Annotated in this window: 19 protein-coding genes; 3 read left to right on the top strand and 16 right to left on the bottom strand. The window is 69.3% G+C overall.

Annotated elements, in window-relative coordinates; all coding sequences use genetic code 11:
- Positions 1-29: 29 nt before the first annotated feature.
- From C8D81_RS09595 to C8D81_RS09570, 6 genes are all read right to left on the bottom strand, one after another.
- A complete protein-coding gene (locus C8D81_RS09595; protein WP_094355185.1) occupies positions 30-1829 on the bottom strand; it encodes an alpha-D-ribose 1-methylphosphonate 5-phosphate C-P-lyase PhnJ in 1800 nt (599 codons plus the stop codon).
- Positions 1819-2943, bottom strand: a complete 1125-nt coding sequence (locus C8D81_RS09590) for a carbon-phosphorus lyase complex subunit PhnI (RefSeq protein ID WP_094403102.1) — start codon at positions 2941-2943, stop codon at positions 1819-1821. Before C8D81_RS09590 ends, C8D81_RS09595 begins: the two co-directional genes overlap by 11 nt.
- Complete coding sequence (locus C8D81_RS09585; RefSeq protein ID WP_166646751.1) at positions 2940-3521, bottom strand: phosphonate C-P lyase system protein PhnH; 582 nt, start codon at positions 3519-3521, stop codon at positions 2940-2942. Before C8D81_RS09585 ends, C8D81_RS09590 begins: the two co-directional genes overlap by 4 nt.
- Positions 3518-3949: a phosphonate C-P lyase system protein PhnG gene (locus C8D81_RS09580; RefSeq protein ID WP_094403108.1), complete on the bottom strand. Its 432-nt coding sequence runs from the start codon at positions 3947-3949 to the stop codon at positions 3518-3520. The genes C8D81_RS09585 and C8D81_RS09580 overlap by 4 nt, the downstream gene beginning before the upstream one ends.
- A gap of 115 nt (positions 3950-4064) precedes the next feature.
- On the bottom strand, positions 4065-4760 hold the full coding sequence (locus tag C8D81_RS09575; protein WP_094405924.1) for a GntR family transcriptional regulator: 696 nt from the start codon (positions 4758-4760) through the stop codon (positions 4065-4067).
- Positions 4757-5443 (bottom strand): HAD family hydrolase, encoded by a 687-nt coding sequence (locus C8D81_RS09570; protein ID WP_094405925.1) that lies wholly within the window; start codon positions 5441-5443, stop codon positions 4757-4759. Before C8D81_RS09570 ends, C8D81_RS09575 begins: the two co-directional genes overlap by 4 nt.
- Before the next feature lie 132 nt (positions 5444-5575).
- On the opposite strand from C8D81_RS09570, the gene C8D81_RS09565 reads away from it, so the two are divergent.
- Positions 5576-6703, top strand: coding sequence for a TIGR03364 family FAD-dependent oxidoreductase (locus C8D81_RS09565; RefSeq protein ID WP_229117951.1), 1128 nt, complete (start codon positions 5576-5578; stop codon positions 6701-6703).
- A 170-nt stretch (positions 6704-6873) separates the two neighbouring features.
- On the opposite strand, the gene C8D81_RS09560 is transcribed toward C8D81_RS09565, so the two are convergent.
- The 10 genes from C8D81_RS09560 to C8D81_RS09515 all read right to left on the bottom strand — a co-directional run bounded on the left by C8D81_RS09560 (position 6874) and on the right by C8D81_RS09515 (position 17413).
- Positions 6874-8550 carry a hypothetical protein gene (locus tag C8D81_RS09560; protein WP_133625989.1) on the bottom strand — a complete coding sequence of 559 codons (1677 nt, stop codon included), beginning with the start codon at positions 8548-8550 and terminating at the stop codon, positions 6874-6876.
- Between the two features lie 368 nt (positions 8551-8918).
- Positions 8919-10631, bottom strand: coding sequence for a phosphonate ABC transporter, permease protein PhnE (gene phnE / locus C8D81_RS09555; protein ID WP_094355178.1), 1713 nt, complete (start codon positions 10629-10631; stop codon positions 8919-8921).
- Positions 10628-11464: a phosphonate ABC transporter ATP-binding protein gene (gene phnC, locus C8D81_RS09550; RefSeq protein ID WP_094355177.1), complete on the bottom strand. Its 837-nt coding sequence runs from the start codon at positions 11462-11464 to the stop codon at positions 10628-10630. Before phnC ends, phnE begins: the two co-directional genes overlap by 4 nt.
- 9 nt (positions 11465-11473) lie before the next feature.
- Positions 11474-12421 carry a phosphate/phosphite/phosphonate ABC transporter substrate-binding protein gene (locus C8D81_RS09545; protein ID WP_208109206.1) on the bottom strand — a complete coding sequence of 316 codons (948 nt, stop codon included), beginning with the start codon at positions 12419-12421 and terminating at the stop codon, positions 11474-11476.
- 115 nt (positions 12422-12536) lie between these two features.
- The gene (locus C8D81_RS09540) at positions 12537-13550 is read right to left on the bottom strand and encodes an NADP-dependent oxidoreductase (RefSeq protein WP_094355175.1); all 1014 of its coding nucleotides are present in this window, start codon (positions 13548-13550) and stop codon (positions 12537-12539) included.
- A gap of 39 nt (positions 13551-13589) precedes the next feature.
- On the bottom strand, positions 13590-14309 hold the full coding sequence (locus tag C8D81_RS09535) for an EcsC family protein (protein WP_094355174.1): 720 nt from the start codon (positions 14307-14309) through the stop codon (positions 13590-13592).
- 160 nt (positions 14310-14469) lie between these two features.
- Positions 14470-16116 (bottom strand): polyamine aminopropyltransferase, encoded by a 1647-nt coding sequence (locus C8D81_RS09530; protein ID WP_229117959.1) that lies wholly within the window; start codon positions 16114-16116, stop codon positions 14470-14472.
- The gene (locus C8D81_RS09525; RefSeq protein ID WP_094355173.1) at positions 16113-16544 is read right to left on the bottom strand and encodes a DUF350 domain-containing protein; all 432 of its coding nucleotides are present in this window, start codon (positions 16542-16544) and stop codon (positions 16113-16115) included. Before C8D81_RS09525 ends, C8D81_RS09530 begins: the two co-directional genes overlap by 4 nt.
- A 36-nt stretch (positions 16545-16580) precedes the next feature.
- On the bottom strand, positions 16581-16853 hold the full coding sequence (locus C8D81_RS09520; RefSeq protein ID WP_094405929.1) for a hypothetical protein: 273 nt from the start codon (positions 16851-16853) through the stop codon (positions 16581-16583).
- On the bottom strand, positions 16838-17413 hold the full coding sequence (locus C8D81_RS09515; RefSeq protein ID WP_166646750.1) for a DUF2617 family protein: 576 nt from the start codon (positions 17411-17413) through the stop codon (positions 16838-16840). Before C8D81_RS09515 ends, C8D81_RS09520 begins: the two co-directional genes overlap by 16 nt.
- A 194-nt stretch (positions 17414-17607) precedes the next feature.
- On the opposite strand from C8D81_RS09515, the gene C8D81_RS09510 reads away from it, so the two are divergent.
- Both C8D81_RS09510 and C8D81_RS21250 read left to right on the top strand, forming a co-directional pair.
- A complete protein-coding gene (locus C8D81_RS09510) occupies positions 17608-18162 on the top strand; it encodes a TetR/AcrR family transcriptional regulator (RefSeq protein WP_094355171.1) in 555 nt (184 codons plus the stop codon).
- 129 nt (positions 18163-18291) lie between these two features.
- A complete protein-coding gene (locus tag C8D81_RS21250) occupies positions 18292-21999 on the top strand; it encodes an efflux RND transporter permease subunit (protein WP_208109205.1) in 3708 nt (1235 codons plus the stop codon).
- Positions 22000-22055: the final 56 nt, after the last annotated feature.

Here is a 22055-nt window from a genome sequence, read left to right as displayed (position 1 = left end):
CGAGTTCGCTTCGCTCACGGGGATTCTCCTCAGGCTCCGGCGGCCGCGACGAGCCGCTGGGTGTAGGGGTGGTGCGGGTCGGCGAACAGCTGATCGGTGAGGCCCTGCTCGACGACCCGGCCCTCGCGCATCACCAGGGCCCGGTCGGTGAGGGCGGAGATCACCGCGAAGTCGTGACTGACCACCGCGACCGCGATCTCCCGCTCGGCGAGCAGTTCGCGCAGCAGGTCGAGCACCCCGGCGGCCACCGAGGCGTCCAGGCCGGTGGTCGGTTCGTCCAGCAGCAGCACCTGCGGGTCCCCGGCCAGCGCCTTGGCGATCTGCACCCGCTGCCGCATGCCGCCGGAGAACTGGCCGACCACATCGTCCATCCGGGACAGCGGCACCTCGACCCGGTCGAGCAGCGCGGCCGCCCGCCGGCGGATGTCGTGATAGGAGCGCCAGCCGGCGGCGGTCAACCGGTCGGCGATGTTGCCACCGGCACTGATCCGCAGGTTCAACCCCGCGGACGGATCCTGGTGCACCACGGCCAGGGTGCCGATGCGCAGCGCGCGGCGCTCCGGCGCGTCGAGGGTGAGCACATTGGTCCGCCCGTCATCGACGTCGGCGAGCAGCACCCGGCCCTCGGTCGTGGTCTCCTCGCCGATGATGCAGCGCATCACCGTCGACTTGCCGGAACCGGATTCGCCGATGATGCCGAGTGCCTCACCGGGGGCGACATCGAAGCTCACCGAGTCGACCGCGCGCACCGCGGTCGAGCCCCGGCCAGCCGGATAGGTCTTGCCCAGATCCTCGACCTTGAGTGACCACTCCGCACCGGGTGCGGTGCGGCTGCGCACCTCGGCGGTGCCGAGATCCTCCTTGCCACGCAGGGTTTCCGCGGTGGCGCGGACTCGCCGGCGCGGGTCGGGCAACCAGTCCAGTGGGGCGATCCGGCGGTGGTCGGCGGGGTCGACGTCAGCGCTGCGCACCCGGGCGCACCACTCCACATCGGAGCACAGCCAGTCACCGCCGCGGGTCTGCACCAGGTAGGTGTCGTCCGAGCCGCACAGCGCACAGGCCGCGCCCTCGGTGTACTCCACCTCGAACGGGACGTCGTCGAAACTGAGTGGTTCGACGTGGGTGTGCGGGGGCACGGCATAGAGCCGCTTGTCGCGGCCGTGGGAGAGCAGGGTGAGGTGGTCGGAGTCGTTGAGCCGCGGCACGTCCCAGCGCGGGATCGGGCTGGGTGCCATCAGGTGCCGGTGGTGCACCATCACCGGATAACCGGCCGCGGCGTTGACGACCCCGCCGGTGACCAGGTCCTCATACATCGCCACCCACATCCGCGAATAGTCCGCCTCGCCGTGCATCCGGCGGCACTCGGCGACGCTGCGTTCGATGGGCCGCAACGGTTCGGAGACCGGGACCTGCAGCACCACGATCTGGTCGGCGCGCAGCCGGTCCTCGGGGATCCGGTGCCGGGACTGGATGATGCTGGCATCGCGGGTGTCACCGGTGGCACCGCAGCCGAGGGTGCCGCGGATCAGCCGGCGCAGGTTGACCGCGTTGACACCCTCCTCATCACCCTGGTCGATCACCTTGACGGTATCGGTGGCCGAACCGATCGCCAGGGTGACCTGGAGGCCGCCGGAGCCCCAGCCGCGGGCGACCGGCATCTCCCGGGAGCCGAAGGGGATCTGGTGACCGGGGATGCAGACCGCGGACAGGCAGGCCCGGCGCACCTCCCGCTTGCCCTGTTCGTCGAGCACGGTCGGCCGGTCGTCGGTGGGCCGCAGCCGGGAGGTCAGCTCCTCGATGCTGCTGCCTGGTCTCAGCTCAGTGGTCATGGTCGCACTCCTGCTGGCGTGGGGAATCCTCCTGACCGGCCGCGACCGCGCGGTCGACCATGGAGCGGAAGGTGACGTAGTGGGGGAGCTTGAGATGCTCCAGGAATCCGTTGCTGGCAAGGCCATCGGTGGTCATCAGGATCAGCTGCTGCAGCGGCCGCCCCTCGGGGGAGTCGGCGTAGCGGTGCGCGGCCAGGTCCATGATGGACATCGAGATCGCCTTGCGTTCGTTGTGCCCCAGCGCCATGCCGAAGCCGACATCGAACCGCGAGGGGTCCTCACCGCGTTCGTCGAGGTGGGCGATCGCCTCGCACTCGCTGGTGTCGATCGTCCCGATGGCCACCGGGTTGCCGGTGTGCGGGTGGGTGACCCGCACCGGGAGCCGCCCATGCCGCACGTCGCCGAGGGTGACCGACTCGTCGGCGTACCCGTCGGGTCCGAGAATGTTGCGATACCACTGGGCGATCAGCCCGCCGGTCTCGGCCATCGCCATCGCCGAGAGCAGCGCCGATCGTGGCGCCGGCAGGGTGATGTTCTGCAGCGCCAGGTCGAACGGTTCGGGGTCACCGTCGTCACCGCGTGCGGTGAGCAGATCGCGGTCGGCGAGCCAGCGGCTGTAGCGCTGCGGCGGCCGGTCGGGGTGCGTGCCGTCCTCGGCCGGTTCGGCGTCCAGCAGGTCGGCGGTCGGTGGCAGCGGGTCGGCGGCGCCGGGGGCGCGCAGCAACCGGGCGGTGTAGTCGACGGTGCGGCCGAGCAGTTGCGGCCCGTCGGGGCTGCGATGGGCCGGCACGATCCGCCGCAGCAGCTGGATCTCGTCGGGATCGACCGGTTCGCTGACCGCCAACCGGGGCAGGGTCGAGCGGTGCGCGCGGAGCAGGTGGACCGCCTCCGGGAGGTCGCCACGGGCCTGCAGGAAGGCGATCGCGGCCAGCTCGCGGTCCCAGAGCGCGGCCTCACCCATCAACCGATCGAGGGCCTCGGGAAAGTGGCGCTGCACCTGGGCGACCCCGACCGGGTCGAGGTCGGTGGCCAGCCGTTCGGCATCCTCGCGGACCAGCGACTCGGCGGTCAGGATGGCGGTGGTGCCGCCGCGATTCGTGCCGGCGTAGGTCATCGGGTCTCCTCGGTGATCACAGTGGTCCGCGGTAGGCCGAGTACGCGATGGTCCTCGGTGACGCAGAGCAGGTCGAAACCGCGCGGATAGTCGGTGAGCAGCTCGGCCCGCGCCTGGACCAGGCCGGGGCTGAGGGACAGTTCGCTGGGGCGCTGGTCCTTGATGCCGGGGCCGCTCAACCGATAGGCCCAGCCGGTGGCGCTGGAGACCGGCAGCGGCAGCACCAGCATGGCGCCGAGCTGGGGTTCCTGATCGGTGCCCTGACGCAGCTCGGCGAGCAGGCCGGGTGCCGGGTCGGGGTCGGCCAGCAGCCAGCGGGCGTCACCGATGGTTGCGATCGGTGCGCGGGTGAGCCCGGCGATCTCCTCGATGGCCCGGGTGGTGTCGGGGCGGTCGCCGAGGGCGGCGATCGGGGTCATCAGATCGGTGAGGGCGAGCAGCGGGAGGCGGGCGGCGGGGTGCCGGGTGACCTGCAGCGGATGCCAGGTGCCGGGGCGGGACAGGGCGCCCAGGCAGGCCCGGAAAACCTGCTGTCGTTCGGTTTCGTCCAGCAGCACGGTGTGGGTGGCGGTGGTCACGGGATCTCCTCGAACTCGACGATGGTGCCGCACAATCGCTCCCATTCGGCGGCGCGCTCCATCCGGGTGGTGGTGGCGACGTCGGCGCAGAGCCGCCGCAGCCGATCGGCGTACGCCCCGTCGCGCTGCAGTTCGGCGTCGCAGATGGCCTGCGCGAGGGCGGCCTCGGGGTCGGCGCCCATCCGCATCGCCCAACCGGGGGTGCCGGCCAGGCGGACCTCGGCGGAGCTGGCGAGGACGTCGGCGAGCAGGAAGCGGGTCCCGGCGATCGGTTCGCGGACCTGGGTGGCGACGGTGCCCACCTCGGGGCCGCGGACCACCTGCAGGTCGTGTGCGTCGAGGCAGAGTTCGGCGATCTCGACGAGCGTGCTCGGATCGGCGAGGCTGAGCTGTTCGGCCAGCTCCTCGCGGGTGTGGGTCTCGGTCACGGCAGTCAGCCTGCTGCGGGGCCGTGGCGATCGCCGGGCCGGGCGGCAAACACCGGGTTACGACAACGTGAAGCCGGTCCTGGGTTGGTGCGGCCGATCAGGAAGGACCGGCGGGTCACAACTCGCAGACGAAGCGGATCAGGTCGATCCGGGTCCAATTGCAGCTGACGAACAGCGGCCGCCCGGTCTCCTGGTCGAGGTTCAACGAGTCAACGCTCCAGGCGTGCGAGCCGTGATCGAGTTCCAACCGGTCGCAGACCCGGTCCGGGGGCACGTCCACGGTGACCCGGCACCAGCTGCGTACCGGGGAGAAACGCAACCCACGCAGCAGTTCCTCGACCGAGTCGATCACATTCATGCCGACCTCGAGGTGCGGCACGACATCGTCGGCGAACCACTCCTGCAGGAAGGTGACGACCTCGTCGTCGAGATAGGCGAGCCGTTCCAGCCGGGTCAGTGGGCCGGTGCCGCCGAGCAGTTCGCGGACCTCGGGCGGTGGCTGCTCGCGGCGGACCGAGAGCACGAAGGTGCGCGCCCGCGAACCGGATTCGTCGAGCTGGTGGTGCAGTGAGGGGCGCCGGTTGCGGGAGATCACGTAGTCGAGGCGACGGTGCACGAAGGTGCCGGCGCCCTGGGAACGGCGAACCAGATACGGGTGTTCGAGCTGCTGCAGGGCGCTGCGCGCGGTGGATCGGGACACCCCGAAGCGGGCCATCAGCTGGTGTTCGCTGGGGACCCGGGTGCCCTTGGGCAGGGTCCGGATCTCCTCGGCCAGTTCGGCCGCCACCTGCCGGCTGCGTGGATCGCTCACGATTCCGGTGCGGCGGCGACGAGTTCGGTGATCTGGGCCGCGGTGTCCAGGATCGCCAGATGTGGTTGTGCGGTGAGGATCTCCCGGGTTCCGGCTCCGGTGAGTACGCCGACTCCGGCGACTCCGGCGGCCGCCGCGGCACCCAGATCGGCGGCGGTGTCACCGACCGCCCACACCTGGTCCGGATCGGTGATCTGCAGCTGCCGCATCACCGCCTGGATCAGGTCGGGGGCGGGGCGTCCCTGGGCGACCTCGGTGGCGCAGACCACCGCAGCCAATCGGCCGTCGGTCCAACCCAGCGCACCGAGCAGCTGGTCGGTGGTCGGCCGGTCGAAACCGGTCGTCAGCGCCAGGCGTACGCCGAGGTCGCGGAGTTCGTCGAAGGCCGCCTCGATCCCGGGGCAGGGTACGGGTGGCTGCTCGGCGTACCGACGGGTGAGCTCGGTGGTGAACTCGCGGTGCACCCGGTCGATGGTGGCCTCGTCGGTGTCGGCGCCGAGCAGTCCGGCGATCGCGGCCCGTTTCTCCCGGCCGGTCCAGCGCGCGAAGGTGTCGTCGTCGTAGCGTGCGCCGGCGGCGAGGGTGACCTCGCGCAGCGTGGCGTAGACGATGCCGTGTTCGTCGACGGTGGTGCCGGCGATGTCGAAAGCGATCAGCGCCGGACGGGTGTTGTGCTGCTGCATGGGGACCTCCGGGCCGCATGCTAGGCGGATCGCCACCAGCAGTTGTCGACAGCTGGGTTAACGGGCGGTGAATGGTGCTACAAGTCGTCGCGCACCCCTTGTCGGGGATCGGTGCCCGGGCAGGATGGCCGGGTGAGTGTGCAGAGCAGTGCTGATCTGATCGTGGTCGGGGCCGGCATCGTCGGTCTGGCCCATGCCATCGAGGCCCGGCGGCGGGGCTTGTCGGTGCGGGTGATCGATCGGGACGAGCGGGCGGTGGGTGCCTCGATCCGCAACTTCGGGCACTGCTGTCTGAGCGCGCAGCCCGATGAGCATGACGAGCTGGTGCGGGCCTCCCGGGAGGGCTGGTTGGCGACGGCCGCGGAGTCGGGGTTGCCGGTGCGTACCGACGGGGGACTGGTGGTGGCCCGCAGCGCCGCGCAGCTCGCGGTGCTGGAGGAGTTCGTCGCTGCGCGGCCGGACCGCGGCCGGTTGCTGAGTGCCGGTGCGGCGGCGGGGTTGCTGACCGGTGGGGAGCGGGAGCTGCCCGGATTGGTCGGGGCGGTCGCGCTGACCCAGGACCTGCGGGTCGATCCGCGGACCACCGTGGCCCGGTTGGCGGACTGGCTGGCCGGAACGGGGGTGCCGATCGACTGGCGGACCGCGTGCCTGGGGGCTGCGGACGGGATGGTGCGGACCACGCGTGGGGAGCTGCGGGCGGAGCGGGTGATCGTCTGCGTGGGGCACGACGTGGACCTGTTGTGGCCGGAGGTCGCCGACCAGGTCGAGCTGCAGCGCTGTGCGCTGCAGATGGCGCTGGTCGAGCCGCCACTGGGGTTGTCCACACATGCGGCGGTGCTGACCGCGACATCGATGCTGCGTTATGGCGGGCTGGCGGCGATGCCGGCTGCCGAGGCGGTCCGCGCGGAGGTCACGGGCCAGGCGCCCGGGCTGGTGGAGATGGTGGCGAATGTGATGTTCGCGCCACGGCCCGATGGATCGCTGCTGGTCGGCGACTCGCACCGGTACGCGGTGAGCCAGGATCCCTTCCTGGACGAGGGAATCAGCGATCGGCTGCTGGCGGAGATCGCGATGGTGCTCGGCGTCGACCGGCTGCGGGTCCGGCAACGCTGGCAGGGCGTGTACGCCTCCAGCCCGCAGTCCGATCTGTTGGTCCGACACCTCGATCCGCGGACCTCGGTGGTCTCGGTGACCAGCGGTGTCGGCATGACCCTCAGCTTCGGTCTCGCCCGCCGCGTCCTCGACGAACTCGGTACCTGAGGTTCCACGAACACGTCGGCTGAGCGAGCGAGGTACGAGGCCCCTTCACGTCGGCTGAGCGAGCGAGGTACGAGCGAGTCGAAGCCACGGCCTCAGGGTGACGATGGTTTCGACTCGTCGCTGCGCTCCTCGCTCAACCAACGTGGGTGTTGACTGCGCGCCCGACCGGTTCAGAAGGGCGCGGGGTCGGCGGATTCGCTTCCCTGGCTGGGGATCAGGGCAGGCTGCAGTTCCGGCGAGGCCGGTTGCTCGGCCATCTTCCGCGCGGCCTTGCTCTGCTCCGCCTTCTTCCGACGAGGCTTGTTCGGCTTCGCGGCCTCGGCGCGTGCGCGGGCAGCCTGGCGTAGGTCGCGGAGGCGTTGTGCTTTGCGCGCGCGGCGGAGTCGCTCGCGTTCGCGAGCTTCATCGGCGGCTTGTTCGGCTTCGGCCTGTTCCTTCTCCAGTTGGGTTCGCCCGTTGCACAGGGTCTCCCAGAGAAGCCTTTCGGTTCGGGACAGGGACGCGGCCGGGTCGTTGATCAGATGATCGGGCGGTGGATGCCCCCAGGTCCCGTGGCGGCTGACCCAGGCTTCCTGCCCGGCCGGTGTTTTCCAGTGGAACACCCCGGGTGAGGGTTGCTCGACCTGGAATCCGGCGTGGGTTCGTGCCCGATGTGAGGCCCGGTTCAACGGGCCGAGGTTGTCCGAACTGGTGGACCCCTCCGGTGCGGGAATCGTGTGATCGAGGTCGATCCCGCGGCCGAACGCACTGCGATTCGATCGGGGGAACATCACATACCGGTCGCGCAGCTTCACCCGCTGCGCCAACTCGTCGCTGGGGCGGTAGGTGTTGACCATCACCGGCGCGGCCAGGTCGATGACCGGCCGCACCTTCACGGTGCCACCGCAGCGTTCCAGCAGCTCCTTCAAGTGCTGCAGGGTGACCGGTCCGAGCGCATCGCCTTCGCCACCGCGACCATTCGCGAGGTCGCGGGAGGTCATGTGCAGGATCAGTTCGGCACCGTGCCGGCACCTCTCGCTTGTCGTTGTGACGACTTCGCCGTTGTTGTTGACCACATGCCCTTGCGGGGTGACGATCGCACCGTCGAGCAACGACGGCTGGAGCAACTGTCGGACCCGGTCGGGATGCGCGAGGTGGCCGAGGGCTTCGGCACGGAGCTCGTCCCTGGACCCGTCGGCACCGCCGGCTTTGAGGACGTCGGCGAGGCGGTCCAGGGTGCCGTTCAGGTGGGCGGCGTCACCGGCGTCGAGGTTGGCGTAGAGGTCGGTGATGCCCGCGATGGTCCTGTTCGGGGTGAACTCCACGCGACGGTGCTTCTTGGCGGCCTGGCGTTCGGCTTCCTTGTCATCGTTGAGCATCAGCGCGACCTGGGCCTCGGTCGTCGCGACCGCGCGTTTCGGGGTGAGGGGCACCAGCCGGAGGGACCAGAGGGAGTCGAACTCGCGGGCCTGGGTGAAGGACAGCTGCAAGGCGGCGCGGGAGACGTCCCGGGCGGCCCAGACGGGGATGTCACAGTCCAGGGTGGCCTGCCACAGGATCGGATGCCGATGGCGGAGGTTGAGCACATCAGCGGTCCAGACCTGCGCGGTCTCGGGTGAACAGCCCAGTGACATCGCCAACTCGAGGTGGAAGAACTCGGTGATCCCCGGCGTACCGTCCGCGCCGGGGAACACGAGCTGTTCACCGTGCAGCACGCGGGCGGTGAGTTCGTCGGTGTGGGTGTTCAATCCGGAGTAGGTGTCGCAGGCGGCGGCGATCGCAACGAGGCGGCGGGCTTCGGCCTGGGCGATGGTGTCGCTTTCGGCGCGGATCGCTGCGAAGACTTCGGCTCGCTTGTTGGTGGTCATCTTTGGTCACCTCCTCTCATCTGCTACATCCAATATTAGTCAGGTTGTTCGAATAAATCAAGGGGTTTGAGGAAAGTTTCTGGATTCATCTCGACACGTCGGCCATTGCTCCGCTTCGCTGCGCATGGCCGACTACTCGATGAACGTGGGGGCTTGGTTTCGACTCCCTCGTTCCTCGGTCGCTCAACCGGCGTACGGGTTCATCTCGACACGGTCGCTGCGCGACCTACTCGATGAACGTGGGGAGTCCTCGCTGCGCGACCTGTTCGATGAACGTGGGGAGTCCTCGCTGCGCGACCTGTTCGATGAACGTGGGGGGCTTGGCTTCGACTTCCTCGTTCCTCGGTCGCTCAGCCGGCGCGTATGGATCAGCGGACGGCTTTTCGGACGAAGACGGCGAGCGCTTCGACGATCAGGACGGTTGCCAGGATGAAGAGCAGGATCGTTGTCACCACGGGGAATTCGAGCACCCGGGCCGCGTTCAGCAGCAGGAAGCCGATACCGCCGGCGCCGACGATGCCGAGCAGGGTGGCGGAGCGGATGTTGACGTCCAGCAGGTACATCAGATGGGCGACGAAGGCCGGCAGCGCCTGCCGCAGGGTGGCACCGAAGAAGACCTGCAACCGGGTCGCTCCGGAGGCGCGCAGGGCATCCTGCACGGCGGTATCGGTCTCCTCCAGTGAATCCGCGACCAGTTTGCCGAGCAGGCCGACCGCGCCGATCGCCAGGGCCATCGTGCCGGCCACCCCACCCAGTCCGGAGATGACGACGAAGATGATCGCCACGATCAGCTCGGGAATGCCGCGCACGATCACGATGAACACCCGCAGGCAGGTCGCCACCACCCGATTGCCGACCACATTGCGGGCCGCCAGGATCCCGACCGGGATCGCCAGGATCGCACCGAGCAGCGTCGCCGCCAGCCCGATCTGGATCGTCGTCAGCATCTGGGCGGCGATGTCGTCGATGATGTCCCAGCCACCCGGCGGCAGGAAGAATCCCATCGTGGGAATGACTTTCCCGATCCCGGCCACCAGATCGGTGGGCCTGATCCCGGAGCCGATGAACGCCGCGACGATCAGCATCCCGAACACCGCGATGCCACCGAACCGCCCCTGGCGCGCTCCGTCCCAGGGCGGGCTCAACCGCTCCCTCGCCCCAGCCGCCGCAACCGAGCCACGATCACCGACGCCGGCGATGCGTCGGGTCAATCGGTCACTCCAGCTGGTCCGGCCACCGCTGCTGCCGGTCTGCGCCAGGATCGCGGTGCGCAACGCCCCGGACAGCAATTCCACCGCGATGCACAGCACCAGCACCGCGAACGCCAACGCCATCCCGCGCCGATAGTTCAACGAGCGCAGCGAATCCGCCATCGCCAGGCCGATGCCACCCACCCCGACGTAACCGAGCAGCACCGAGGTGCGCAGGTTGATGTCGAAGCGGTGCAGCGCGGTGGCGATGATCTGCGGGGTGAGCGGCACCAGGATCCCCGCGGTGATCTGCTGCAACCGGCCACCCCCGGCAGCCCGGATCGCCTCCTGCGGCCCGTTGTCCAGCGATTCGATCGCGTCGGCGTACAACTTGCCGATCATGCCGACCGAATGCAGCCCCATCGCGATCACCCCGGGCAGCGCACCCAGACCGAAGACGCGCATGAAGAAGATCGCCAGGATCAGATCGGGGATCGCCCGGGCGAGCACGATCACCCCGCGACTGACCACCCGGACCCCGTTCCCGGTCGTGGTGTTCCACGCCGCCAGCAGTGCCACCGGAATCGACAGCACCACCCCGAGCAGTGTCGCCAGCAGCACGATCGACAGGGTCTGACCGATCAGCCCGAGCAGCTCCCCGGCGGGTGGAAAGTCCAGTGGCACCATCCGTCGGATGAACCGTCCGGCGTTGTCGGCGGAGTCGATGAACGAGGCCACATTGATCCGCAGCTCGATCGTCGACCAGATCGCCGCAGCGAGCAGCCCGAGCATGATCACCGCCGCCGCGACACCGCGTACGCTCGGGGCAGGACGGCGCGGCATTTCCAAGCCGGCCGAGGATTGCGGCCGGTCGATCTTGATCGTCGTCATCGGCCGACGACGGCTTCCGGCGTACCGACGACCGCGCTCGGCCCGGTCGTCGAGGAGTCGGGAACCGGATCCTCGTCCTCACCGGCCACGCTCGAATAGATCTCGAACGCCTCACCGCGGTCGATGTCGGCGGTCTCCCGATCCAGCACCACCTGGCCCTGCCGCAACCCGACGATCTGGTCGGAGAAGGCCATCGCCAGCTGCACCTGGTGCAGGCTGCAGAGCACGGTGAGCTGCTCCTCCCGGCTGATCCGTCCGATCAGCTCCATCACCTGCTGCGCCGACACCGGATCCAGCGAGGCCACCGGCTCATCGGCCAGCAGGATCTTCGGCCGCTGGATCAGCGCCCGCGCGATCGCCACCCGCTGCTGCTGACCACCCGACAGCGTGTCGGCGCGCTGGTACGCCCGGTCGGCCAGCCCGACCCGATCGAGCTGCTCCAGCGCGTCCCGGCGCACCTGTTTCGGGTAGCTCAACAGGGAGAGCCGCGGCCCGCGCAGGTGGCCGAGCCGGCCGGTGCAGACGTTCTCCAGCACCGACATCGGCCCGACCAGATTGAAATGCTGGAAGATGAAACCGATCTGGCGCCGCAGCCGGCGCAACTCGGCCTTGCCCGCGGTGTCCACCCGGGTACCGAGCACCGTCACCTCCCCACTACTGGGACGGTGCAGGCCGTTGACGTGCCGCAGCAGCGTCGACTTGCCCGAGCCGGAGAGCCCCAGCAGTGCCGTGACCCGATTGCCGGCGAAGGAGACGGTGACGTCGTCCAGACCGGTGACAGTCGGGCTGAATCGCTTGGTGACATGGGAAAGCGTGACGGTGGCTTCGGTCATCGTTGCACCTCAGGCCTGGCTGCAGGCTTCGGACTTCGTCACCTCGCACACCTTGCGGACACCCTCGTAGGCCGAGTCGTCGATCGCGACATAGCCGTACTTGACCTTGTCCGGCAGGTCGCACTTCTCGGGGGTGCAGATGCCCGCCTCGATCAGCGCCGGCGCGTTCGCCTTGGTGGTGATCGCGGTCCGGATCTTGGCCTGGGTGTCGGCGTCCAGGGTCTGGGTGTTCATCGCCAGCGGCGAACCGGCGATCTGCTCGGATTTCCAGACCTGCTTGACATCGCCCTGCTGCAGCTGGCCCTTGGAGACCACCTGGTCGATCATCGTGTCGTAGGCGAAACCGACATCGCACTGACCGGATCTGATCGCCAGCAGCGAGGCGTCGTGACCACCGGCCATCACCGGGGTGATGTCCTTCTCCGGGTCGATCCCGGCCGCCATCAGGCCCGCGGTCGGATAGAGATAACCGGAGGTGGAGGCCTTGTCGACGAAGCAGACCTTCTTGCCGCGGAAGTCGTTCAGCGAGCTCACCGGCGAGTTGCCCGGCGCCCAGCCCATCGAGTAGTACCCGGGCGGAGTGTCCTTGGTCTTGACCGGGGTGCCGATCGGCTCGACGGGTACGCCGCCGTCCTTGGCGATCTTGTAGGAGAACGGACCGTAACCCGCCAGGTCGATCTTGCCGGCCCGCTGCCCTTCGATCACCGCGGCATAGTCGGTGGCGTTCTGGAACTCGACCTTCTTGCCGGTCTCCTGCTCCAGCAGCTTGATGATGTTGTCGTACTGGCTCTGCAGGCTCTGCGACTGCTCCGACGGCACCGCGGCCAGCACGATGGTGTCCTTGCTCCCGTCCGGCCCGGCGGCGGGCTCGGCCGCGGACTGCCCACAGGCAGCGGTCGCCAGGACCAGGGTCAGGGACGCCGCCAGGTAGAGGGCGCGGGTGCGGTTCGTGGTCACTACTGCTCCTTGAGTCGCTCGTGTGTGGGAGCAACTCAAAACGAACCCGACGAATCGGGATGGCAGCGCGGGTGAACGGCCGGCAACGCCCGAGCGAGCCCTTCGCCTACTTGGGCTACAACTCGGAGACCTGCACCACGGTCTTGCCGAAGTTCCGGCCGGAAAGCATGCCCAGGAAGGCATCGAAGGCGTTGTCGAGGCCCTCGACGACATGCTCGCGGTAGCGCACCTCGCCGTCGCGTACCCACGCACCCATGTCCTGCAGGAACTGCGGGGTCTGGTCGGCGAACTCGGTCTGGATGAAGCCGCGGACGGTCAGGCTGCGCTGCAGGATCTGGCGCATCAGCCAACCGACCCGGTCCGGCCCGTCGGGCAGCTCGGTGTCGTTGTAGGTCGCCACCTGGCCGCACACCGGTACCCGGGCGTAGGTGTTCAGCCGCGGGATCACCGCATCCCAGACCGCACCGCCGACGTTCTCGAAATAGACGTCGATGCCGTCGGGGGTGGCCGCGGTCAGCTGCTCGACGAAGTCGGGGGCACGGTGGTCGATCGCGGCATCGAAACCGAGTTCTTCCAGGTACGCAACCTTCTCCGGCCCGCCGGCGATGCCGACCACCCGCGCACCCTTGAGCTTCGCGATCTGGCCGACGGTCGCACCGACCGGTCCGGTCGCGGCCGCCACGACGACGGTCTCACCCGGCTTGGGCTGGCCGATGGTGAGCAGGCCGGTGTACGCGGTCAGCCCGGGCATCCCGAGCACACCCAGTGCGGTCGACGGCGGCGCCAGCTCCGGATCGAGCTTCCGCAACCCGGCGACGGGCTCGACCGAATGGGTCTGCCAACCGCCGTAACCGAGCACCAGGTCACCGGGAGCGAACTCGCCACCGGGGGCCTCGAGCACCCGGGAGACCGTGGCCCCGACCATCGTCTGGCCGAGCTCCACCGGGGCGGCGTAGGACTTCGCGTCGTTCATCCGGCCACGCATGTAGGGATCCAGGGACAGGAAGACCGTCTGCAGCAAGGCCTCGCCGGCCTGCGGGTCGGGCAGGGTGACCGTTTCGGTGCGGAAATCGTCCCGAGTGGGTTCCCCATGGGGGCGGGCGGCGAGCACGATGCGCGTGGTATCCATGCTTCGGCCAACCCCGCCCCCGCGGGGACTATTCCCGAATCAGCCGCGCAGGGTCGGGAACTCCTTCTGGGCCGCCTTGCCGATCCGCTTCATCAGCCAACCGTCCAGGGCGCCACCGAGCACACCGCCGGCGACGGGCACCATCCGGCCGAGCCGGGACAGCGACTTGGTGCCGACCGAACGCAGCACCCGGAACCCGATCGCCTTGTTGATCACCATCAGCGCCGAGCGCGGCAGCCCGCGCAGCGCCAGGGCGGTCACCCGGCCACCGAGCGCGCCGACCGGTACGCCGGCGTCCTTCAGCACCTTCTGCGAATCCTGGCCCACCAGGGTCAGCAGCACCGCGGTGCGGATGTCGGGCTGGCTGACGTCGTAACCGCGCAGCGTGGCGATCGCGCCGACCATCCGAGTCGCCTGCACATAGAACTCGAACACGTTCACCGGCAGCGCCACCGGCAGGGTGATGAAGCCGCCCAGGCTGGTGACGAAGCCGCCGGCCGCACCGGTGCGGGTGTGCTGGGAGATGATCTTCGAGATCGCCTTGTCGGTGTCCTTGCTGGACGAACGGGCCTTCTCGGCGACCTTGACCGCAGAGGCGTACGGGCCGGCGCCGTCGAGCCCGGTGGCGAGAATCTTCTGGATCAGCCGGTTCACCGCACCATCGGAGTCGGCCTGGGGGTCCCGGGCCTCGTCCAGGGCCGAGCGGGTGGTCGCGGCGTCGTTCTTACGCCCGCCACGGATCAGGTCGAACAGTCCCATCTCTCCTCCTCGATCGGTTTGCGCCGATCCTTGCATATGTCGACAAAAGCGGGTGGTGCGGGCTCACAGGTACGCCACAGCGCCCCCCGAGGTACGCCCCAGCGGCGCCCCGACCGTATGTGTGGATACCCATCACCCACGGGGAACCAAACGCCTCCGCTCAATACGTACGCCAGCCCTTGCGGTGGTACTCCATCACCGCCGGCTCCAGCAGGGTCGACACCTTGACCGGCCGATAACCGGCGTCCCGCGGGAACGCCCGGGCGCCGGCCAGCACCTCGGGGGTGAGGAACCGCAGATCGGTCAGCGTCGGCGACATCGCCACCGGCGGCCCACCGGGTGCCTGCGGATCGGCCTGTCCGCCGGCAGCGGCGCCGGCCTCCCCGGGCCGGGAGACCAGGAAGAACCCCCAGTCGCCGAAGCTGGGCACGTCGACGTGGTAGCCGCTGGTGGCGAACCCGGCCTCCCGCAGGGTCGCGCCGATGCACCAATAGGCGTCCCGGGCGAAGTAGGGCGAGGTGGACTGCACCACCATCCGCCCCTGCGGGGCCAGGGCATTGCGCGCCATCCCGAACATCTCGACCGAATAGAGCTTCGCGAGCGCCTCGTTGCTCGGATCGGGCAGATCCTGGACGATCGCGTCGAACTGCACCCGGGCGCCGGAGGCCCCGGCATTGCTGCGCAGATAGGAAAAGGCGTCGTCGTTGACGATCCGCACCCGGGGGTCGTCGAGGGAGCCACGGTTCAGCTCGCGCAACCGGGGATTGGTGCGTGCCAACCGGGTCATCGCCGGATCGAGGTCGACCAGGGTGATCTGTTCGACCGGATACTTGAGCAGTTCCCGGACCGCCATCCCGTCCCCGCCGCCGAGCACCAGCACCCGCTTCGGGGTGGCTCCGTTCGCATCCGGCGCCATCACCGGATGCACCAGCGCCTCGTGGTAGCGGTACTCATCGGTGGAGGACAGCTGCAGGTTGCCGTTCAGGAAGAGGCGGGTGTCATCGCGCGGTTCGAGGCGGGTGAGCACGATCTCCTGGTAGGGCGTGCGTTCGGCGTGGATGATCGGCGCGCTGTAGAGCTGCTGGCGACTGGTCACCTCGATCTCGTCGCTGAACACCCAGGTGGCGGCGAGCAGGGCGAGCACCAGCGCCAGTCCCGCGGTGAGCATTCGGCGTACCCGGCGGGCGATGGTGTCGCGGAACAGCCAGAGCACCACCACCGAACCGACCACCGCGTTCACCGCACCGGTGACCAGGGTGCCCTTCAACAGCCCGAGGGTGGGCAGCAGCAGGAAGGGGAACACCAGCCCGCCGACCAGCCCGCCCACATAGTCCGCGGCGAACATGTCGGCGACCTCGTCGGAGGCGCGGCGCTGTCGGATCTGTTGCAGCAGGTTCATCAGCAGCGGGATCTCCGCGCCGATCAGGCCGCCGATCAGCAGGGCCAGGATGACCAGGGCCAAGGTGTACGCCTGCAACCAGGCGAAGCTGGTGTAGAGCAGCACCACGCTCATCCCGCCGAGCAGGCCGAGGGCCAGTTCGATCACCGCGAACCCGGCCGCCGCGCGCCCGACGAGCCGCTTGGACAGCAGCGCGCCGATGCCCATCGCGAAGACCATCACCGAGAGCACGATCGAGGCCTGCACCACGGCGTTGCCGAGCAGATAGGAGCCGATCGCGATCAGCGCCAGCTCATAGACCATGCCGCAGCTGGCGCAGAGGAAGACGGCGCCGAAGACCAGCGCCCCGGCCCGGCGGGGCAGTGCGCGGGGCCCGGTTTCGGTCAGCTGGTCCCCGGCCCGGGTCACGAGATGGCGGCGGCCATGATCAGGCCGACCGAGATCTGCGAGGCCGCGGTCACCCAGACCGCGGGGTGCATGCCTTCGGAGGTCAACAGTTCACCGAGCTTGCCGGGGGTGATCGCATCGATCACGAAGAACGCGATCGCCATCAGGATCAGCCCGATCACGCCGTAGACGGCGGTCGAGATCAGCCCGGGTACCAGCTGGTCGGCCGAGGAGAGGATCGCCTGCCGGATGATCAGCGCCACCGCGAGGATCGCCGAGGCCACGTGGATCACCGGCGCCACCTTGCGCTCGCGCCAGATCAGGTCGACCAGCTTGCCGGGGGTGAGCAGGTCGACCAGCCAGACACCCAGCACCATCAGGATCAGGCTGACCACGCCATAGGCGAGGCTGGCGAGGATGTCGAAGCCGATCTGTGCAATCTCAGGCATGTCACTCCATCATCTCGGTGGCCACGAACCGGCCGTTCACTTGCCGCCGGAACTGCTGCTGCTACCGCCGCGGCGGGAGCCGCGGTAGCCGGTGCCGTAGTAGCCACCGCTGGTGCCCGAGCGCGACCGGGAGGTGGCGCACGCGCTGGCGATCTCGGCCTCGGAGGGCGAGGCGCCGGCATGGGTCGATCGGTACTGCGCGATGTACTGCTCCCGGCAGCGGGCGTTGCTGCTGCAGCCGACCAGTGGCAGCAGTGCCGCGCCACCGATCAGGGCGAGCAGCCCACGCCGTTTCAGTGCGTCGGACATGCCGCTCCCTCCCAGTTGGTCAGCACCTGTGCGGTGGACACAGTGTGCACGATCTCGCCGTGCTGCGGATAGAGGTGCCAGGTCTCCCAGGTGAGCACCTCGGTGGCACCGTCGCGGCGCACCGAGGCGCCGATCACGGTGCGGGCGTGCGGGTCGCCGGCGAAGCGCACGCCCAGGCGTACCGTGTGCTGCAACTCGTCCAGGCCGGCGGACACCGCCGCCATCGCGGCGGCATCGGGAGCCAGATCGAGCTCCATCCGGCAGGCGTACGCCCAGTCGCCGATCAGCTGCACGCTGCCGTTGGGAAAGTTCACCGGCTCCCCGTCGGTGCCGCAGGAGAGCGTCTCCACCCAGCGGCAGTCGCCGAGATCCAGCACCACCTGATGGGAGGCGCCGAGGATCCGCAGGGTGCAGCTCGCGCCGCCGGCGCTGGGTCCGGGGCATTCGGCCAGGGCGGTCGGCAGGGCGCGCCGACCGCGCCGAAGCGCCTTACCGGCGGAGAATCGCAGATCGCTCGCGCGGGTGTCCGCGAAGGGTGTCCGGGCGACCAGGTCAGTCACTGGGCTGTTCCTCCCACAAATTGTCCGCCGGATCCCCTCCGGCGGGCGAGCACAGTGTAGGCATGGACGGCCGGAGTCGTCCGTGTCGTTCCCGTAGTCGTGACCTGTTTGTGAGAAGTGGTTCATCTCCTCCGGTGGGCGCGCCGACCCGGCCCGGGTTTGGCGCCGGCGGGCGGACTCGCCAGAATGCCCCCATGCCATCGCCGAGCTCGGACACCAAGGCCGCGATCATCGACGCGGCGATCCGGTTGATGCGGCGCCAGGGATTCGAGCAGACCAGCCTGCGGGAGATCGCCGAGGAGGTCGGCATCACCAAGGCATCGCTCTACTACCACTTCCCCTCGAAGCTGGCGCTGCTGGAGGCGATCCTGGATCCGGTGGTCGTCGAGTTCCGCGATGTCGCGGCCCAGTTGGCGGGCCTCACCCGCGATCGGGCCGGGGTGGAGCGGTTGATGCGGCGCTATCTCCAGGGGTTGGTACGCCACCGCGAGATCGGGTCGCTGGTGGCCACCGATCCCAGCGTGCTGAACGCCCTGGCCGAACGGGCCGGTGAGCTGGTCGAGACCGGCAACCGGGTGCAGCGCTGGCTGGCCGGGCCGGAGCCCTCCAATGCCGATCTGCTGCGCGCCCGCTGCGCCCTGGCCGCCGCCGGGGTCGCGCTCTCGGCCGGTGAGGTCGCCCCGGACGCCGGCGAGGACGAAGTGGTGGACGAACTGTTGCAGGTGGTCAACGAGCTGCTCCGCCTCTAGGCGGAGACGACCCCGGGTCGGTTCGGGGATCCGCCGGATTGGCCGGGGGTGGTGGCAAGGCCTAATGTCTTCTACCGGCCGCCCGGTAGGTGAGCGGGTGGCCGTCCCAGCTGCACCCGAGGAGTCCCCGTGGTCCGAGCCACCCGCCTCAGCCTGGCCAACCGGGCCGTGGTGATCCTGATCAGTCTGGTGATCGTCGGCTTCGGCCTGTACGCCACCACCTCGCTGAAGCAGGAGTTGTACCCATCGCTCAAGCTGCCCGGTGCGACCGTGGTCGCGGTCTATCCGGGGGCGCCCTCGCAGACGGTCGAGCGTGATGTCACCAAACCGATCGAGGACGCGGTGCGCGCGGTCAGCGGTGTCACCAAGGTCAACTCGACCTCCTCGGCGAACACCTCCCAGGTGCAGGTGGAGTGGGACTACAACGACGACCTGACCCAGATGGAGGGCAAGGTCCGGACCGCGGTGGACGGGGCCGCCGGCAAGCTGCCCGTCGATGTGAAGCCCACCGTCAGCGTCGGCAGCCTGGACGATCTTCCGGTCGCGCTGCTGGCGGTCTCCTCGAGCAAGGATCCCCTCCAGCTGGGCGACCAGTTGGAGAACGTGGCCGCGCCGCGGCTGCGCGCCCTGCCGGGCGTACGCGATGTGCAGGTGACCGGCCAGCAGGAGCAGGTCGTCACCATCACCACCCGGCCCGCCGACCTGGACCGCTACTCGATCGACATGTCCCAGCTCAGCCAGCTGATCACCGCGTACCAGGCCGCGATCCCCGGTGGCCAGGTGGTCCAGGACGGCCGCAATGTGTCGATCCAGGTGGGCCGCAGCCTCGGCTCGGTCGAGGATGTGCGCAACATCCAGCTGCAGGGCACCGACGGGTCGGTGTCGCTGGGGCAGGTCGCCGACGTCACCGTCGGCCCCAAGGAGGCGACCAGCATCTCCCGGGTCAACGGCCGGCCCTCGCTCAGCCTGTCGATCACCAAGACCCCCGAGGCCAACACCGTCACCGTCTCCAACGAGGTCAAGGATCTGCTGCCCTCGTTGAGCCGGGAACTCGGTGACGACACCAGCTTCACCACGGTCTTCGACCAGGCGCCGTATGTGGAGCAGTCGATCCACGACCTGAGCACCGAGGGCGGGCTGGGCCTGCTGATGGCGGTGCTGGTGATCCTGGTCTTCCTGCTCTCGGTCCGCTCGACGATCATCACCGCGATCTCGATCCCGCTGTCGCTGCTGATCGCGATGATCGGGCTGTCCGTCGGCGGCTACACGCTCAACCTGCTCACCCTCTCCGCGCTGACCGTCGCGGTCGGCCGGGTCGTCGATGACTCGATCGTGGTGATCGAGAACATCAAGCGCCATCAGGGATTGGGCGAACCGTGGGGGACCGGGCTGATCGTCGGCGCGGTACGCGAGGTGGCCGGCGCGGTCACCGCGTCGACCATCACCACGGTCGCGGTGTTCCTGCCGATCGCGCTGGTCTCCGGCCAGGTCGGTGAGCTGTTCCGCCCGTTCGCGGTGACCGTGTCGGTCGCCCTGCTGGCCTCGCTGGTGGTCGCGCTGACGATCGTGCCGGTGCTGTCCTACTGGTTCATGAAGCCGTCGAAGAAGCAGGCCGCGAAGCTCGCCGAGGAGGCGAACGGTCAGTCGCTGGCCTCCCACGAGACCCGGGAAACGCCCCTGCAGAAGGGATATCTCCCGGTCCTGCGCTGGACGCTGCGCCGGCCGCTGATCACCCTGGTGATCGCGGTGGTGCTGTTCGCCGGCACCATGATCGGCGCCACCCGGTTGAAGACCGACTTCCTCGGCGAGTCCGAGCAGACGACGCTGAACCTGAACCAGGAGCTGCCGGTCGGCACCGCGCTGGCCGAGACCGATGCGAGCGCCCGCAAGGTCGAGGCCATCCTGGCCGCCGACCCGGCCGTGCAGTCCTATCAGACCACCGTGGGCGGTGGCGGGCTGGCGGCGGCGTTCACCGGTGGCGGTGCGCAGACCAACACCGCCTCCTACAGCATCACCCTGAAACCGGAGCCCAAGGACCCCGGTGCGGCGGCCCGGATCCGGGCCGCGGTGGAGAACCGGCCCGAGCTGGGCAAGGTCACACTCAGCCAGGGGGAATCGGTCGGCGCCAACAACCTCGAGGTGACCATCACCGGTCGCGACGAGGCCGCCCTGCAGCAGGCCAGCGATCAGGTCGTCGCGATGATGTCGGTCCAGCCGGGCACCGCCGACGTGCGCTCCGACCTGGCGGAACGGCAGAGCGTGCTGCAGGTGAACGTACGCCCCGGTGACGCCGGTCGGTACGGGATGAACCAGGGCACCATCGGCCAGGCGGTGCTGCAGGCGGTCCAGGGTCAGACGCTCACCCAGGTCACCATCGACGGCCGCAGCCAGGACCTGGTGCTGCGCTCGGGGCCCCCGCTGCGGAACAAGCAGGAGTTGGAACAGCTGCAGCTGCCGGTCACCCAGCAGCAGACCGCCGATGCCCGCAAGCGGATCAGTGACGAGCTGACCGCGGAGCAGGACGCGCAGACGCAGAAGCAGCAGGACAAGGCGATGCAGCAGCTCGACGACCAGCAGGAGCAGCTGGACAAGCAGCGCCGGGAACTGCGCGACAGCCGCGACGAGCTGAACAACCAGATCGCCCAGTTGCAGAGCGCCCCGCTGACCGCGGGTGCCGGAGCGGCCGCAGCCGGTGCGGGTGCCGGTGCGGGTGCTGGGGCCGGGGCGGGTGCCGCCGGGAGCGGAGGCGTACCCGGGGCGGGCGCGGGGCTCAGCCCGCAGCAGCAGGCCGCCGCCCAGCAGCAGGCCGCGGCGGCCGCCCAGCAGCAGGCACTGGCCCAGGCCCGCGCGCAGCGCGACGAACAGGTCAAGCAGCTGCGGGAGCAGGCGAGCAAGCTGAACGACCAGCTCGATGCGCTGGACGAACAGCAGACCAAGCTGAACGACTCGCGCACCGAGGCCGCGGAGTCGCAGCAGCAGGCCGAGGAGATGAAGCAGAAATCCGAACTGGCCAAGAACATCAAGGGTGAACCGCGGCGGCTCACCGAGGTCGCCGATGTGGTCGAGGTGCCGGTGTCCGCGGCGATCAAGCGAGCCGATGGGGAGCGGACGGTGACGATCACCGCGGCGAACACCTCCGGCGATCTGTCCACCGCGACCCGCGATCTGCAGGCCGGGTTGGACCGGTTGCAGCTGCCCACCGGCACCCAGGCCCAGATCGCCGGCGTCTCCACCGAACAGCAGGACGCCTTCCAACAGCTCGGAATCGCCATGCTGGTGGCGATCGCGATCGTCTACATGGTGATGGTGGCGACCTTCCGCTCCCTGCTGCAGCCGCTGATCCTGCTGGTGTCGGTGCCGTTCGCCGCGACCGGTGCGATCGGCCTGCTGCTGGCCACCGGAACCGCCCTCGGGATCCCGTCGATGATCGGGTTGCTGATGCTGATCGGCATCGTGGTCACCAACGCGATCGTGCTGATCGACCTGGTGAACCACTACCGCAACGAGGGTGCCGACATCGACGATGCGGTGATCCACGGCGCCCGGTTGCGGCTGCGGCCGATCATCATGACCGCACTGGCCACCATCATGGCGTTGGTGCCGATGGCGATCGGGATCACCGGCGGCGGGGTGTTCATCTCCAAGTCGCTGGCCATCGTGGTGATCGGCGGCCTGGTGTCCTCGACGCTGCTCACCCTGGTGCTGGTACCGGTGCTCTACCACCTGGTGGAGAAGTTCCGGGAGCGGATCTCCCACCGGAACAGGGATTCCGGCAAACAGGACGACGACGGTGACACGGTCCCACTGCGGCAGATGATGGAACCCGACGCCGGCTGAGCGAGCGAGGAACGAGCGAGTCGAAGCCCGCCGGGCCCATCTCCCGTAGGCTGCCT

Origin of the sequence: Enemella evansiae, assembly GCF_004362375.1 — a bacterium.
GTDB classification, from domain to species: Bacteria; Actinomycetota; Actinomycetes; order Propionibacteriales; family Propionibacteriaceae; genus Enemella; species Enemella evansiae.
This window is presented reverse-complemented; position numbering and strand designations above follow the sequence as displayed.